13 protein-coding genes and 2 tRNA genes are annotated in these 15,067 nt (G+C 64.9%); 4 read left to right on the forward strand and 11 right to left on the reverse strand.

Translation table 11 applies throughout. The features are described from left to right. Window positions 1–13: 13 nt before the first annotated feature. The 11 genes from surE to ACZ42P_RS02275 form a co-directional block, all read right to left on the reverse strand. Window positions 14–757 carry a 5'/3'-nucleotidase SurE gene (gene surE / locus ACZ42P_RS02225; protein ID WP_464898478.1) on the reverse strand — a complete coding sequence of 248 codons (744 nt, stop codon included), beginning with the start codon at window positions 755–757 and terminating at the stop codon, window positions 14–16. Window positions 758–817: 60 nt separating this feature from the next. Continuing rightward, a tRNA-Pro gene (locus tag ACZ42P_RS02230) sits at window positions 818–894 on the reverse strand. Window positions 895–1,022: 128 nt separating this feature from the next. After that, the gene (locus ACZ42P_RS02235; RefSeq protein WP_464898479.1) at window positions 1,023–1,388 is read right to left on the reverse strand and encodes a MerR family transcriptional regulator; all 366 of its coding nucleotides are present in this window, start codon (window positions 1,386–1,388) and stop codon (window positions 1,023–1,025) included. Between the two features lie 50 nt (window positions 1,389–1,438). After that, window positions 1,439–1,801: an integration host factor subunit alpha gene (locus ACZ42P_RS02240; RefSeq protein WP_464898480.1), complete on the reverse strand. Its 363-nt coding sequence runs from the start codon at window positions 1,799–1,801 to the stop codon at window positions 1,439–1,441. Between the two features lie 22 nt (window positions 1,802–1,823). Then, window positions 1,824–4,181, reverse strand: coding sequence for a phenylalanine--tRNA ligase subunit beta (pheT, locus tag ACZ42P_RS02245; RefSeq protein WP_464898481.1), 2,358 nt, complete (start codon window positions 4,179–4,181; stop codon window positions 1,824–1,826). A gap of 1 nt (window position 4,182) precedes the next feature. Beyond that, window positions 4,183–5,172, reverse strand: a complete 990-nt coding sequence (gene pheS, locus ACZ42P_RS02250; RefSeq protein ID WP_464898482.1) for a phenylalanine--tRNA ligase subunit alpha — start codon at window positions 5,170–5,172, stop codon at window positions 4,183–4,185. A gap of 115 nt (window positions 5,173–5,287) precedes the next feature. Next, entirely contained in the window at window positions 5,288–5,647 is a 360-nt protein-coding gene (gene rplT, locus ACZ42P_RS02255; RefSeq protein WP_464898483.1) for a 50S ribosomal protein L20, read from the reverse strand. Between the two features lie 12 nt (window positions 5,648–5,659). Continuing rightward, window positions 5,660–5,857: a 50S ribosomal protein L35 gene (gene rpmI, locus ACZ42P_RS02260; RefSeq protein ID WP_347306343.1), complete on the reverse strand. Its 198-nt coding sequence runs from the start codon at window positions 5,855–5,857 to the stop codon at window positions 5,660–5,662. A gap of 101 nt (window positions 5,858–5,958) precedes the next feature. Then, on the reverse strand, window positions 5,959–6,540 hold the full coding sequence (infC, locus tag ACZ42P_RS02265) for a translation initiation factor IF-3 (RefSeq protein WP_464898484.1): 582 nt from the start codon (window positions 6,538–6,540) through the stop codon (window positions 5,959–5,961). Between the two features lie 62 nt (window positions 6,541–6,602). Next, complete coding sequence (thrS, locus tag ACZ42P_RS02270; RefSeq protein ID WP_464898485.1) at window positions 6,603–8,510, reverse strand: threonine--tRNA ligase; 1,908 nt, start codon at window positions 8,508–8,510, stop codon at window positions 6,603–6,605. 68 nt (window positions 8,511–8,578) lie between these two features. Beyond that, window positions 8,579–8,655, reverse strand: a tRNA-Val gene (locus ACZ42P_RS02275). A 250-nt stretch (window positions 8,656–8,905) separates the two neighbouring features. Here ACZ42P_RS02275 and ACZ42P_RS02280 point away from each other — a divergent pair. From ACZ42P_RS02280 to casB, 4 genes are all read left to right on the forward strand, one after another. After that, a complete protein-coding gene (locus ACZ42P_RS02280) occupies window positions 8,906–9,895 on the forward strand; it encodes a helix-turn-helix transcriptional regulator (RefSeq protein ID WP_464898486.1) in 990 nt (329 codons plus the stop codon). A 474-nt stretch (window positions 9,896–10,369) separates the two neighbouring features. Beyond that, complete coding sequence (gene cas3 / locus ACZ42P_RS02285) at window positions 10,370–12,934, forward strand: CRISPR-associated helicase Cas3' (protein ID WP_464898487.1); 2,565 nt, start codon at window positions 10,370–10,372, stop codon at window positions 12,932–12,934. Beyond that, on the forward strand, window positions 12,915–14,540 hold the full coding sequence (locus ACZ42P_RS02290; protein WP_464898488.1) for a type I-E CRISPR-associated protein Cse1/CasA: 1,626 nt from the start codon (window positions 12,915–12,917) through the stop codon (window positions 14,538–14,540). The genes cas3 and ACZ42P_RS02290 overlap by 20 nt, the downstream gene beginning before the upstream one ends. Next, entirely contained in the window at window positions 14,537–15,067 is a 531-nt protein-coding gene (gene casB / locus ACZ42P_RS02295; protein WP_464898489.1) for a type I-E CRISPR-associated protein Cse2/CasB, read from the forward strand. The genes ACZ42P_RS02290 and casB overlap by 4 nt, the downstream gene beginning before the upstream one ends.

Genomic DNA, 15,067 nt, shown 5'->3' on the forward strand with positions numbered 1-15,067 from the left:
TGGTGTCGGGAGGTCAGCCGTCGAGCCAGGCCCGCACGGCATCCAGCTGGCCGAAATGGGTGAGGTCCATCTGCAGCGGCGTGACCGAGACGAAGCCGTTGGCCACTGCGTGGAAATCGGTACCCGGCCCGGCATCCTGGGCGCTGCCGGCAGCCCCCACCCAGTACACGGTTTCACCGCGCGGGCTCTGGCTCTTCACCACCGGCTCGGCCTTGTGGCGCTTGCCCAGGCGCGTGACCTGCAGGCCCCGGATGGATTCGAAGGGCAGGTCGGGCACGTTGACGTTGAGCAGGAAAGGCTGGGAAAGCGGCCGCACCTTTAGCCGCTGCACCAGTTCCAGCGCAATGCGGGCGGCCGCCGGATAGTTGCCCTGGCTGACGCTGGCCAGGGACACCGCCATGGCCGGAATGCCCAGGAGGAAACCCTCGGTGGCAGCGGCAACGGTGCCGGAATAGATGGTGTCATCGCCCATGTTGGCGCCGTGATTGATGCCGGAGATCACCATGTCCGGCTGTTCGGCGAGCATGCCCGTGACGGCGAGATGCACACAGTCGGTGGGCGTGCCGTTCACGTAGTAGAAACCGTTGTGCGACCGGCGCAGACTCAGGGGACGGTCGAGGGTGAGGGAATTGCTGGCGCCGCTGCGATCACGCTCGGGCGCCACCACGGTGATTTCGGCTATCGCCGACAGTGCCTCGGCGAGAGCGGCAAGACCTGGGGCGAAGTATCCGTCGTCATTGCTTAGCAGGATGCGCATGCTCGAAATGGAAATCCGGCCCCAGACGGATGGCCCCGGATGGGGCCGTGATTGGAAGTCTGGTCGGGGCGAGAGGATTTGAACCTCCGACCACCTGCACCCCATGCAGGTACGCTACCAGGCTGCGCTACGCCCCGAAGGCCCGCATTATAGCGGAAAGGTTCAAACGGAGAAACTCCACCGGCCGCCCGCTGCCCACGGGAATGCCCGGCGGAGGCGGCGATGCAAAACCCCCCGGCGCGCCCCCGGCGGCCGGACACCGCCATCAGGTGCGCAGCAGCTCGATGACTTCCTGGATCTCGCGCCGCAGGGCGGCGAGATCCACCTTGGGGGCTGCGCCCCTGTCGGCCTCCCCCTCGTCCACCAGGCCGGCCTCGAGCCGGTTGCGCGCGCCGCTGATGGTGAAGCCCTGCTCGTAGAGCAGCTCGCGGATGCGCCGGATCAGCAGCACTTCGTGATGCTGGTAATAGCGGCGGTTGCCGCGCCGCTTGACCGGCTTGAGCTGGGTGAACTCCTGTTCCCAGTAGCGCAGCACATGGGGCTTCACGCCGCACAGCTCGCTCACCTCACCGATGGTGAAGTAGCGTTTGGCGGGAATGGGCGGCAGGGCGTCGGTCTTGGTGTTCTGCATGAAGGGGCGAAGACGGGGATGACGGCAGGTGCGTCAGGCCGCAGGCAAACCTACTCGCCCGCCACCTGGACCTGGGGTTCGCCCTGGGTCTGCTGCGCCGGTGCGGCCTGCTCGCGCTGCTTGCGGGCGTAGGCCTGCTCCACCAGCGCCTTGAGTTTCTGGCTGGCGTGAAAGGTGACCACCCGCCGGGCGGTGATGGGAATCTCGGCCCCGGTCTTGGGATTGCGTCCGGGGCGCTGGGGCTTGTCGCGCAGCTGGAAATTGCCGAAGCCCGACAGCTTGACACTTTCGCCGGACTCCAGGGCGAGGCGCACCTCCTCGAAGAAGGATTCCACCATGTCCTTGGCCTCGCGCTTGTTGAGCCCCACCTTCTCGAAGATCAAGTCGGCCAGTTCGGCTTTTGTTAGTGTCATACGGCTCCCTCGCGATGCGCGCCTACTGCCGCAGTCTGGCCCCGAATCGGTCGGCCAGGACCTGGGTCAGGTGGGCAATGACCGCGTCCACTTCCGGGTCGGTCAAGGTCTTTCGAGTATCCTGCATTAAAACCCTGAACGCAAGACTTTTCTTTCCAGAATCAATACCTTTGCCCTGATAGAGGTCGAAAATCGCGATCTCCGTCACCTGTTCCGGCGCAGCCGCGCGGCAGGCGGCCAGCATGGCGCCGGCTTCCACGTTTTCATCGACGATCACGGCAAGATCGCGTCTGACCGGTGGGAATTTCGACACTTCGGTGTAAGTGGGCAGGGGTCGCCTCAAAAGCGGCGCCAGGGCCAGCTCGAACAGCACCGGTGCCGACGGCAGCTCGTATTTCTGCACCCAGCGGGGATGCAGGCTGCCCAGCCAGCCCACGGACTGGCCCTGGTAAAGAATCTCGGCGCAACGTCCCGGATGCAGGGCCGGATGGTCGCCCCGCCGGAATTCAAGCGCGGCGCCCGCCGCGAACAGGCTTTCCACGTCGCCCTTGACGTCGAAGAAATCCACCGGGCGGCTGGCCACGCCCCATTGTTCCGGCTCGGCCGGGCCGAAGGCAATGCCGCCCACGCGCTGGGGCTGCTCGAAGCCGCCCGCCACCGCGTGGAAGGTGCGGCCCAGCTCGAACAGGCGCACCCGCGTCTGGCGCCGGTTGACGTTGAAGCGCAGGCAGTCGAGCAGCCCACCCCAGAGGGTGGTGCGCATCACGCCCATCTGCGCGGCGATGGGATTCTTGAGGGGCACGGCGCCGCCGCGGCCGAGATCGGCCTCCCACTGGGCATCCACGAAGCTGTAGGTCACCACCTCGTGGTAGTCCCGCAGCACGAGATGCTCGCGCACGGCGTCCTCGCCGCGCCGGGTCTCCGGCACGGGCAGCAGGGCGGCAGGCGTCACCGGCCGCCGCGCGGGGAGGTTGTCGTAGCCGGCCAGGCGCGCGATTTCCTCGATCAGGTCTTCCTCGATGGCCAGATCGAACCGGTGACTGGGCGGAATCACCCGCAAGCCCTCGGCCTCTTCCTGCAGCACCAGTCCCAGCCGCTTTAGCAGGGACACCATGGAGGCGTCCGCGAGCTCCATGCCCAGCAGACGCCGCACCCGTTCCGGACGCAGGCGGATGGGCCGCCGCGCCGGCAGCGGCCCCTGCACTTCCGTCACGGGGCCCGGTGCCCCGCCGCAAATGTCCAGCACCAGGCGCGTGGCGTATTCCAGGCAGGCGCGGGTTGCGCCGAAGTCCACGCCGCGCTCGAAGCGGTAGGCGGAAGCCGTGGACAGCCCCAGCCGCCGCGCCCGGCCCATGATGGCCGCGGGGTCGAAGAAGGCGGCCTCCAGGAACACGTCCACCGTGCCCTCGCCCACCGCGGTCTCGGCGCCGCCCATGATCCCCGCCAGGGCCACGGGCCGCGCGGCATCGGCGATCACCAGCATGTCCGGCGCGAGGGGCACGTCTTCGCCGTTGAGCAGCACGAGACGCTCGCCCGGCGCGGCGAAGCGCACGCTCAGCCCGCCCGTAAGCCGGGCGAAATCGAAGGCATGCATGGGCTGGCCGCGTTCCAAAAGCACGTAGTTGGTGATGTCCACCAGCGGATGGATGGCCCGCAGGCCGCTTCGCTCGAGCCGGCGCACCATCCAGTCGGGCGTGCGTGCCCGGGGATTGACGCCCCGGATGAGGCGGCCGCAGTAAAGGGGGCAGGCCTCGGCTGCGGCCACCGTCACCGCCAGTGTGTCGCCATGGGCCGGCGCCACGGGTTCCGGCCGGGGCAACGCCAGGGGCGTGGCGGTCATGGCCGCCACCTCGCGTGCCACCCCCACCACACTCAGGCAATCCGCCCGGTTGGGCGTGAGCTTGAGGGTGAACACCCGGTCGTCGAGCTCCAGATAGGCGCGCAGGTCCGCCCCCACCGGTGCTTCCGGCGGCAGGACCAGCAACCCCTCGCTTTCCTCGGCAAGCCCCAGCTCCCGGGCGGAACAGAGCATGCCCAGGGATTCCACGCCGCGCACCCGGGCTGCCCGGATGGTCATACCCGGAAGCGCCGCCCCCACCCGCGCGCAGGGCACGCGCAGACCCGGTGCGACATTGGGCGCCCCGCACACGATCTGGAGCGGCGCCCCCTCGCCCACATCCACTTCACACAGTTTGAGCCGGTCGGCATCGGGATGGCTGCGCACGGCTTTCACTTCCGCCACCACTACGCCGGTGAAGGGCGGCGCGGCGGGTTCCAGCGCTTCCACCTCCAGGCCGGCCATGGTCAGCACATGGGCCAGCTCCTCGCTGGAAAGCGGCGGATTGACGAAGTGGCGCAGCCAGTTCTCGGAAAATTTCATGTCAGGCGAATTGCTTGAGGAAGCGCAGGTCGTTCTCGAAGAACAGGCGCAGATCGTTCACCCCGTAGCGCAGCATGGCCAGCCGCTCCACCCCCAGCCCGAAGGCAAAGCCCTGGTAACGCTCGCTGTCGATGTCGCCATGGCGCAGGACATTGGGATGCACCATGCCGCAGCCGCCGATCTCGAGCCAGCCGCCGTTCCAGCTCATGTCGATCTCGGCGGAGGGCTCGGTAAAGGGAAAAAACGACGGCCGGAAACGCACCTCGAGATCGTCGCGCTCGAAGAAGCGCTGCAGGAACTCCTGCACCACGCCCTTCAGGTTGGCGAAGCTCACCTGTTCGTCCACCCAGAGCCCCTCCACCTGGTGGAACATGGGCGAATGCGTGGCGTCGGAATCCACGCGGTAAACCCGCCCCGGCGCCACGATCTTGATGGGCGGCCGATGCTTTTGCATGTAGTGGACCTGCACCGGCGAGGTGTGGGTGCGCAGCACGTGCTCGTCGTCCACGTAGAAGGTGTCGTGCATCGCCCGCGCCGGGTGGTTTTCCGGGATGTTGAGCGCGGTGAAGTTGTAGAAATCCGTTTCGATCTCCGGGCCGTCCGCGACCTCGAAACCGATGGAGCGGAACAGCGCCTCGATGCGGGCCAGCACCCGCGTCACCGGATGCAGGCTGCCCATGCCGCGCCCGCGTCCCGGCAGGGTCACGTCGAGCGCCTCTTCGGCGAGCTGGGCCATGAGCGCCTGCTCCCGAATGGCCTCGCGCCGGGCCCTGAGGGCCTCCTCGATGCGCGCCTTGGCCGCGTTGATGCGCGCCCCGGCCCGGGGACGCTCCTCGGGCGACAGGCGGCCCAGGGTCTTCATGAGTTCGGTGAGCCGGCCGGTCTTGCCCAGCCAGCGCGCCTTGACCTGCTCCAGCTCGGCGGCCGAGTCGATGCGGGCAAGGGTATCGAGGGCTTCCTCGACGATGGCATCCAGGTTTTCGATGGACATGACTTCCCCGGAAACAGAAAAGGAGGCGTCACGGCCTCCTTTTCGCCCTCGCCCCGGGCTCGCGGCGGCGCCGGTTACGCCCGGCGCCAGGCCCGGAGGCGAATGGATGCGCGGCTTACGCCGCGAGACTGGCCTTGGCCCGTTCCGCCAGCTGGGCGAAGGCGGGTTTGTCGAACACGGCCAGATCCGCCAGCACCTTGCGGTCGATCTCGATGGCAGCCTTCTTCAGGCCGTTCATGAAGCGGCTGTAGGTCAGGCCGAACTCGCGGGCACCGGCGTTGATGCGGGCAATCCAAAGGGCGCGGAACTGGCGCTTGCGCTGACGCCGGTCACGGTAGGCATACTGGCCGGCCTTCATCACCGCCTGCTTGGCGACGCGATAGACGTTCTTGCGGCGGCCGCGGTAGCCCTTGGCCTGCTCCAGCACCTTCTTGTGACGGGCACGCGCCGTCACACCACGTTTGACGCGGGGCATGTGCGGTCTCCTTTACACGTAGGGCATCATGGCACGGATGCGGCGGGCATCGCTCGCATCCACGAGCGTCATGCCGCGCAGGTTGCGCTTGCGCTTGGTGGTCTTCTTGGTGAGGATGTGACGCAGGTTGGCATGCGTCCGCTTCACGGCACCGCTGCCCAGCGCCTTGAAACGCTTGGCCGCGCCGCTCTTGGTCTTCATCTTGGGCATTTTCGCTACTCCGCATTCGGGGGAAACGGGATCACCCGGCTTCCCTGACCACGCCCGCTCGCGCGGGGGGCCGATTCATCAAAACAAGCCGCAGGCAGAAGTCAGCCCCCCTTGGGCGCCGCTTCCTTTTTACCGGCCTTGTCCGGCTTGTGCTTTTTCAGGGGCGCCACCACCATCACCATCTGCCGCCCTTCCAGTTTCGGGTACTGCTCCACCTGGCCGTATTCCGCCAGATCAGCCTCGACCCTTTTCAGGAGCCTCAAACCCAGCTCCTGGTGGGTCACTTCCCGTCCCCGGAAGCGCAGCGTGATTTTGGTCTTGTCGCCTTCCTGCAGGAAACGTATCAGGTTGCGCAGTTTGACCTGATAATCTCCCTCGTCCGTGCCCGGACGAAACTTCACTTCCTTGACCTGGATCTGCTTCTGCTTCAGCTTCGCCTCGTGCCGCCGCTTGCTTTCGCGGTACTTGTACTTGCCGTAGTCCATCAGCCGGCACACCGGCGGCTGAGCGGTCGGCGCGATCTCCACGAGGTCGATGTCGTTTTCTTCGGCGAGCGCCAGCGCCTGTTCGCGACTGACGATGCCCAACTGCTCGCCGTCCATTCCGATGAGGCGAATCTGTGGCGCGGTGATCTCTTCGTTCACACGCGCCTCTTTTTCCTGAGCGATAGCAGAAACCTCCAATCAAGTTAAAGCGAGGAGCCCGCCGACCCGGAGGTCAGCGGGCTCCTCGCCGAATCCGGCCGTCAAGCCTTGGCCGCGATCTCCCGGCGCACACGCTCGATGAACGCCGGCACCGTCATCTGGCCCAGGTCCTCGCCCCTGCGGGTGCGCACGGCCACCTGGTTTGCCTGCACTTCCTTGTCACCGCAGATGACCTGGTAGGGCAGCTTTTGCAAACTATGTTCGCGAATTTTATAGCTTATTTTCTCGTTTCTCAAGTCCGTTTCGACGCGTAGCCCCGCGGCACGCATTTCCGCGGCCACCCGCTCGACGTATCCGGTCTGGGCATCCGTGATGCTCATCACCACCACCTGCACCGGCGCCAGCCACACCGGCATGGCCCCGGCATGGTGCTCGATGAGGATGCCGATGAAGCGTTCCAGGGAGCCGAGGATGGCCCGGTGCAGCATCACCGGCACACGGCGGCTGTTGTCCTCGGCCACGTAGTGGGCCCCCAGCCGCTCCGGCAGGGCGAAGTCCAGCTGGATGGTGCCGCACTGCCAGACCCGTCCCAGGCAGTCCTTGAGGGCGAACTCGATCTTGGGCCCGTAGAAGGCCCCCTCCCCCGGCTGCAGCTCATAGGCAAGCCCTTTGGCCCTGAGGGCCGCCTCCAGGGCCGCCTCGGCCTTGTCCCAGGTCTCGTCCGACCCCACGCGCTTTTCCGGCCGCGTGGACAGCTTCACCAGCACCTCGTCGAAGCCAAAGTCCTTGTAGACCTTGAGCAGCAGGTCGATGAAGGCCGAGACCTCGTCCTGGATCTGCTCCTCGGTGCAGAAGATGTGGGCATCGTCCTGCACGAAGCCGCGCACGCGCATGAGCCCGTGCAGCGCGCCGGAAGGCTCGTTGCGGTGGCAGGCCCCGAATTCCGCCAGCCGCAGGGGCAGGTCGCGGTAGCTCTTGATGCCCTGGTTGAAAATCTGGATATGCCCCGGGCAGTTCATGGGCTTCACCGCATAGTCCCGGTTTTCCGAGTGGGTGGTGAACATGTGGTCCCGGTAGTTTTCCCAGTGACCGGATTTCTCCCACAGCACGCGGTCCATCACCTGGGGCGTGCGCACCTCCTGATAGCCGTGGGCGCGCAACTGGGCGCGGATGTACTGCTCGATCTCCTGCCAAATGATCCAGCCCTTGGGATGCCAGAACACCATGCCGGGTGCCTCGTCCTGGAGATGGAACAGGTCGAGCTGCCTGCCCAGCTTGCGGTGGTCGCGCTTTTCCGCCTCTTCCAGCCGGTGCAGATAGGCATCGAGATCCTCCTTGCGCGCCCACGCCGTGCCATACACCCGCTGCAGCATTTCATTACGAGAATCGCCGCGCCAGTAGGCGCCCGCCAGCTTCATCAGCTTGAACACCTTGAGCTTGCCGGTGGAGGGCACGTGGGGCCCGCGGCAGAGATCGGTGAAGTCGCCCTGGCGGTAGAGGGAAATCTCCTCCCCTTCCGGGATGGACTCGATGATCTGGGCCTTGTAGTGCTCCCCCAGATCCTTGAAGTACTGGATGGCCTCCGAGCGCGGCATCACGATGCGGGAAACCGGCAGATCCTGCTTGGCGAGTTCCTGCATCCGCTTCTCGATGGCCGCCAGATCCTCCGGCGTGAAGGGGCGCTTGTAGGAGAAGTCGTAGTAGAAGCCGTCCTCCACCACCGGGCCGATGGTGACCTGGGCCTCCGGGAACAGCTGCTTGACCGCCTGGGCCAGCAGATGGGCGGTGGAGTGGCGGATCACCTCCAGCCCTTCCGGGTCCCGGTCGGTGACGATGGCCACCTCGGCATCGTCTTCGATGCGATAGGAGGTATCCACCAGCCTGCCGTTCACCCGGCCTGCCAGGGCCGCGCGTGCCAGCCCCGGCCCGATGGCGGCCGCCACTTCGGCCACGGTCACGGGATGATCGAAACTGCGCTGGGACCCATCGGGCAGGCGAATCGTAGGCATGACGGCAAGGGCGTTTCCGGCTATTCAAACAACAAGAGCCAGGCAGGGCCTGACTCTCGCGGGGTAACTGGTAGGCGCGATTGGACTCGAACCAACGACCCCCACCATGTCAAGGTGATGCTCTAACCAGCTGAGCTACGCGCCTGGGGAGGGCGGATTATAGCGGAGCCGGGGGTTTAAAACAAACCCCTGTATTCGTCCAGTACCCTGGGCACTCGGGGCGCTGGAGGCGGAATCGGCGGGTCCCGGAGAACGGCTTTCCTGATAACGATGCGCCCGTAGACGGCCCGGTTCCTGCCCCGCGCGGGTATTGTGCTTGACTTGGATCGCGTTTTTCCGTCACCAGAGACGTAAATTTTCAGCAACTGCACGCACCAGCCGCCCGGGTGGAGGCCATGGACCGCACCGAACGTTTCTACCGTATCGACCAGCTGTTGCACGAACGGCAGGTGGTGCCGCTAGACGTGTTCCTCAGCGAGCTTGGGATCTCCCGCGCCACCTTCAAACGCGATCTCGAATACCTTCGGGAGCGGCTTCACGCGCCCATCGTCTGGGACCGGGACGCAGGGGGCTACCGTTTCGGGGGCGCATCGCCCGAGGGACCGAAATATGAGCTGCCCGGTCTGTGGTTTTCCGCGAGCGAGCTTCACGCGCTGCTCGCTGCGCAGAAGCTGCTTTCCGACATCGAGCCAGGCCTACTGGCCGCCCACATCGCCCCCTTGCAGGCGCGTCTGACCGCCCTGCTGGAGACGGGTGGCCAGCCGGCGGCCCAAATCATGCGTCGGGTGCGGCTGCTTTCCATGGCCAAACGGAGCGTCGAGCCGCGCTGCTTCGCCGAAATCGCCCGCGCCCTCATCGAGCGCCGCCGCCTCGAAATCGAGGCCTTCAGCCGCGTCCGCAACGAAGTCAACACCCGTGTGCTTTCGCCCCAGCGCCTGGTGCATTACCGCGACAACTGGTACCTGGATGCCTGGTGCCACTGGCGCCGGGCCCTGCGCACCTTCGCACTCGACACGATCCGGCGGACCCGTCCTTTGCAGCAGCCGGCACGTGAAGTGGCAGATGCCGTCCTCGATGCGCATTTGGCCTCCGCCTATGGGATCTTCGCCGGTCGACCCAAAGCCACGGCCGTGCTGCGCTTCACGCCCGAGCGTGCCCGCTGGGTGCGGGATGAATGCTGGCACCCGGATCAGCAGGGGGAAAGTCTGCCCGATGGGGGCTACCGCCTCAGAGTGCCCTATGCCGACGAGCGCGAACTTATCATGGACATCCTGCGCCACGGACGGCACGTGATGGTGGAAGCCCCTCGATCACTGCGGCAGCGTGTGGCCCAGGAAGCGGCAGCGATCCTGGCGCATTACGTTCAACCTAGAAACCTCAGTTGACCGCTCCATTGGCTTTGTAACGTCATGCTCGCATTGAGGATTTTGCCTTCGTGCAAGATCACCCGGAAGGTGGGCCCGCTACACACCCGCTTGCCGGCCCAAACGGGCGCCTGGCTTTGTCGCGCCTCCTTGCAGGGGGCGGCCCTGCGGCGTCGTCGCTTGTGGGCCTGCGGCCCATCCCTCGCTGCACTCGGGACCAGCGCTGCGCGCTGTCCTGCGCCCTGCGGGCGGGTCGCGCCAGCCACCCGTTTGGTCCGGCCCTCGGGCGCGTTCAACTGAGGTTTCTAGGTTCAACCGCCCGGCTGATGCGCTCGGTTGCCCCTCCGGCCAGCTTCAGGGCTCACACGGCGGCCCGCCGGCAGTGGCGCGGAGGCATCTTGCGGCCGCAGGCTCATTTCCTGAGCCACCCCCATGGGATAATCGCCGGCGGTGGGCCTGCCGCGCGGCTGCCCGGCTTACTCGAGAGGAGGAGCGATGACGGCCTGGGGAAAATGCAATTCCGGGGGAGAACGGCTTTCCCTGGAGGATCACTGCGCCGACGTGGCCAGTGTCTTCAGGGCACTGATCGATATTCCGTCGGTGCGCGGGCGCCTCGACGGGGCTGCAGGACTGGCGGTGTCCGAGGCGCAGCGGGACCGCCTGGCAATCCTCGCCTTTCTCCACGATTTCGGCAAATGCAATCGCGGTTTTCAGGCCAAGGCCGATCCGTCGGCTAAAGAGACAGCCGGACACATCATGGAAGGCGTGGCTCTGCTGCTCGAGCTGCAAGACCGGTGGCCGCGCGGCTGGCAAGCACTCATCACCGACATCGTTGGCTGGTTCGAGGCCGAAGAGCAGGCCACCCGGATGCTGCTTGCCAGCCTCTCCCACCACGGTCGGCCAGTGTCCTTAAACGATTACGGCAAATCGGGCGTTGAGCGAACCGCCAAGAAATGGTGGGCAGCGAGCGAGGGCTATGACCCGCTCGCCGCCCTCGATTCGCTGGCCGCGGCGGCAAGGGAAGCGTTTCCGGGCGCCTTTGCAGCCAATGTGGAGCCCATCGACGCCACCCCCGCCCTGCAGCAACGCTTTGCCGGTCTGGTGATGCTGGCCGACTGGATCGGCTCGGACACGCAGTTTTTCCCCTATCACACGCCACACGGCCAAGCGCGTGTGGATTTTGCCCGCAAAGCCGCACATCAGGCCTTGAAGGCCATCGGCCTCATCCCGCCCGAACCACGCACCGCCAGGCCTTTCGCCCAAGTCTTTGGTTTTCAACCCTCAGCCTTGCAAGAGGCCCTGGGGCATACCCTCGAACCTGGCGAGGCCGCCCGGTTGTTGCTCGTCGAATCCGACACGGGCTCAGGCAAGACGGAGGCGGCGCTCGCCTGGTTTTTCCGTCTGTACGCCGAGGGCCGGGTGGACGGGTTGTATTTCGCCCTGCCGACCCGGGTGGCCGCGCGCGAGCTCTACGAACGGGTGCAACGGGCCATCGAGGCAGCCTTTGAGCCCGATGCGCGCCCCCGCCCTGTGCTTCTGGCTGCGCCGGGCTATGTAAAAGCCGATGGCATGGCAGTGCCCGCGGCGCTCACCGACCCGCAGGGCGTGCTTTGGGATGACAGCACGCAGGATCGCCAGCGCGAACGACTGTGGTCGGCGGAGCGACCCAAGCGGTTTCTTGCCGCGCCCATCGCGGTGGGCACCATCGACCAGGCGTTGCTTTCGGTTCTTCAAGTCAAGCATAGCCTGCTGCGCTCGGTGTGTCTGGACCGTCACCTCCTGGTGGTGGACGAAGTGCACGCCTCCGACCCCTACATGCGCGAGGTGCTGCAGGTCCTGCTGCGCGCCCATCTGGCGCGGGGCGGCTGGGCCTTGCTGCTTTCCGCCACCCTGGGAGAAACCGCGGCTGCTGCCTTCTTCGAAAGGCCGGCCGCCAAACTGGATGATGCGATCCTGCGCCCTTATCCGCTGATTTCTGCGCGAGCGACCGCCTGGCCACAGCCCTACGCCCGCGAACGTCGCATTGAGGTTGAGCTTGCCTCCAACCTGACCGATGACGAGGCACTCTTGCCGACGCTGATCCAGGCGCTGGAAGAAGGCGCCCGCGTGCTCGTGGTCTGCAACACGGTCGCGCGCGCCAACACCCTGTTTCGGCGGGTGGAGGCGGCCATGGAAGCGGGGTATCCGCATCTTTTGCCCGCCCTCTTTTCACTGGACGGCGTGCGCTGCCCGCACCATGGCCGCTTTGCCCGCGAAGACCGGGAGCGGCTCGATGCTGCGGTCACAGCACGACTGGGCAAGGGCTCGCCAGCCGGCGCGCGACTGCTCATCGGCACCCAGACGCTCGAGCAAAGCCTCGATATCGACGCCGACTGGCTGGTGACCGATCTTGCGCCGATGGACGTGTTGATCCAGCGTCTTGGACGGCTGCACCGGCATCTGCGGGATGAGCGCCCGCCGGGGTTCGCGACACCCAAGGCCCTGGTGCGCGTGCCGCCGAAAAATCTCGCGGAATTCCTCAATGAGGAGGGCGAGCTGCACGCCCCCGCCGGGTTGGGCAGCGTCTATGCCGACGGGCGGGTGCTCGCGTGCACATGGGAAAGTCTGAAGCAAAACCCGGTGCTTGATCTGCCCCGACAGGCCCGGGAACGCATCGAGCGCACCACCCACCCGGAAGCCCTTGAGGCGCTGCCCGACGCCTGGCGCCGTCACGGCGGCCAGATCGATGGCATCGTGCGGGCCGAGATCGTGCAGGCCCTGCGCTCGGTGCTCGACGATCAGCCCTTTGGTGATCTGCATTACCCCGACAAAGGCGAGCGCATCCTCACCCGGATGGGCGACCCCACCTACGAGATTCCCTTCGACAACCCCATACGCTCGCCTTTCGCCACAACGATTCGGCGCGTGGCAATTCCGGCGCGCTGGCTTAAGGAGAAAGAAGTTCCCGAAACCCTGCGCCCCGAAGTCGTCGAGGGGGGTTTTCGTTTCCAAATCGGTGAGACAGCATTCCGCTATACCCGCTTCGGACTGGAGAAAGACGATGCACGACCTGCTCAATGACCCGCTCATCGGCGTGCGTACGCCCCAAGGCGAGCGCCGCGTGAACCTGCCCGAGCTCCTCGCCGGGCTCTCGGCCAACGAAGTCGAGGGGTACACGGGCCTGCGCGCCCATCAGGCCGACCCCTGGCATGTGTTTCTGGTCCAGTTGGCCGCCAGCATCCAGGCGCGCCGGCCGACTGAAACACTCCCCACCGACCCCAGCTACTGGCGCGACGGCTTACTTGATTTGGCAGATGGGATGGCAAGCGCCTGGCATCTGGTCGTGGAGGATGTCACCAAACCTGCGTTTATGCAGCATCCGAAGAACCAAGAGGTAAATTACAAAGCGGAGGCAATTTCTCCCGATGAAATCGACGTGCTTTTTCTTTCAAGAAATCATGATATCAAACGAGCCAGGATGACCTCCCAGAATCCAGAGGGGTGGATTTACGCCTTGGTGACACGCCAGACAGTAACTCCCTACAGAGGAGGCGGAGGAAAACTAAATGGCATTGCAAGGATGAATAGCGGTTCCGGCAGTCGCCCTATCGTTGCATGGGTACGCGACCTGCATCCTTCCAAGCGGTTCATCGATGAAACGACAAAATTGAGATCACTGCGCCACAAGGTATTGGCTGCTGGATTCAACTTGAAAGACCGCGGCATTGTTTTGACATGGATAAAGCCATGGAATTGTAATGAGCACCAATTTTATCTGAAGGATCTCGAGCCTTGGTTTATCGAAGCAGCGTTACTGGTTCGATTGCAACTACATGATGATAAAATCATTGCACTGCAAGGGGTTACGGCTGAGCGGCAAATTGGCCCGAAAACGCCACATAGCGGTGATGTTGGCGATCCATGGATACCAATCACCAGCGATGGGAAAGCTATAACCATAAGCCATCCAGGCTTCACACCAGAAATCCTGTGCAGACTCCTTTTCAAACAGAAAATAGAAAACACACCCAATTTACTTGAACCCGACTCGACCGACGATTGTGCTTGGCTGGTTGGGAGCGTCCTCATATCTGGGGGAAATTGCAAAACCAGTGGATTTTCTCATGTCGAGCTGCCCGTGCCGCCAAGGATTCGTCCTTTGTTACTGCATAGAGAGCATCGCGTGACGCTAGGACATCTTGCAGAGAAACTGCTAAAGGACGCCCAAAAAATACAACAAATGTTATCAAACTCTCTCAATATGCTCTTTTTCTGGGAGTTCCAACGGCTATTAGGACCTGATAAGCGTCTTGATAGGGATTTATCTGAATTGCTTCAGGCTATGAAAAAACACAAGCATTTCCTTGATAGAGTCAAACCTTTCATTGAATCTATAAACACCGGGTTCGTAAAACGGTGGGAATTATCCTACTTCCCCACCCTCTGGCGCGGCGCCGAGGAGGAACACGACGCCGTGCGAGCGGACTGGCAGCAGCAGCTCGTCAATGCGGCGCAGGAGCTGCTCGATGAAGCCACCGAGCGCCTGCCGCTGCCCGCCAACCGCACCTGGCGCGCCATCACCCAGGCCCAGCGCGCCTTTATTGGCATGCTGCGCAAGAGCGGCCTGCCCCTGCCCACCCGGACCCCTTCCCAACCACCTGAAATCCTGGAGGAGACCCTCGCATGAGTACCACGCTGACCGCATCCGCCGAGGCGCCAGACCTGGCCTCCCGCATCGGGCGCCTCACTGGCGTCATCGGACAGGATCACTACCCAAGCGGCGACCGCGCCGCCCTGCGTCGCTGGGCGCCGGGTCAACGCATCCCCTTGGCCTTCTACCGTTTGTGGCTGCGCCACCTCGGCGATGAGCTGCCGCGCGAAGCGGAAACCGAAGCCTGGATGGCCCTCGCCTGGGGAATCGCCACCTGCGGCAGGGACTGCCACAACCCCAGGCGCCCGTGGGGACGGGCCCTTGCCGAAAGCGAGTTTGCCGAAGGCCGCCTGGAGCGGCTGCTTTCCGCCCCGGAGGATGTGCGCGTCGATCTCTTCATGAGCGCCGTGCGTTTTCTCGCCGCCAAGGGCGAAGCCTTCGACTGGGGCGAGGCAGCCCAGTTCCTGCTCACCCAAGATGCCACCAAGCGCGACAGCCTCAACCGCCGCATCGCCGCCACGTACTACCGTCATCTGTCCCAGGAATCCAACACCAAGGAGTGA

The sequence above is a fragment of the Thiobacter subterraneus genome, assembly GCF_055379455.1.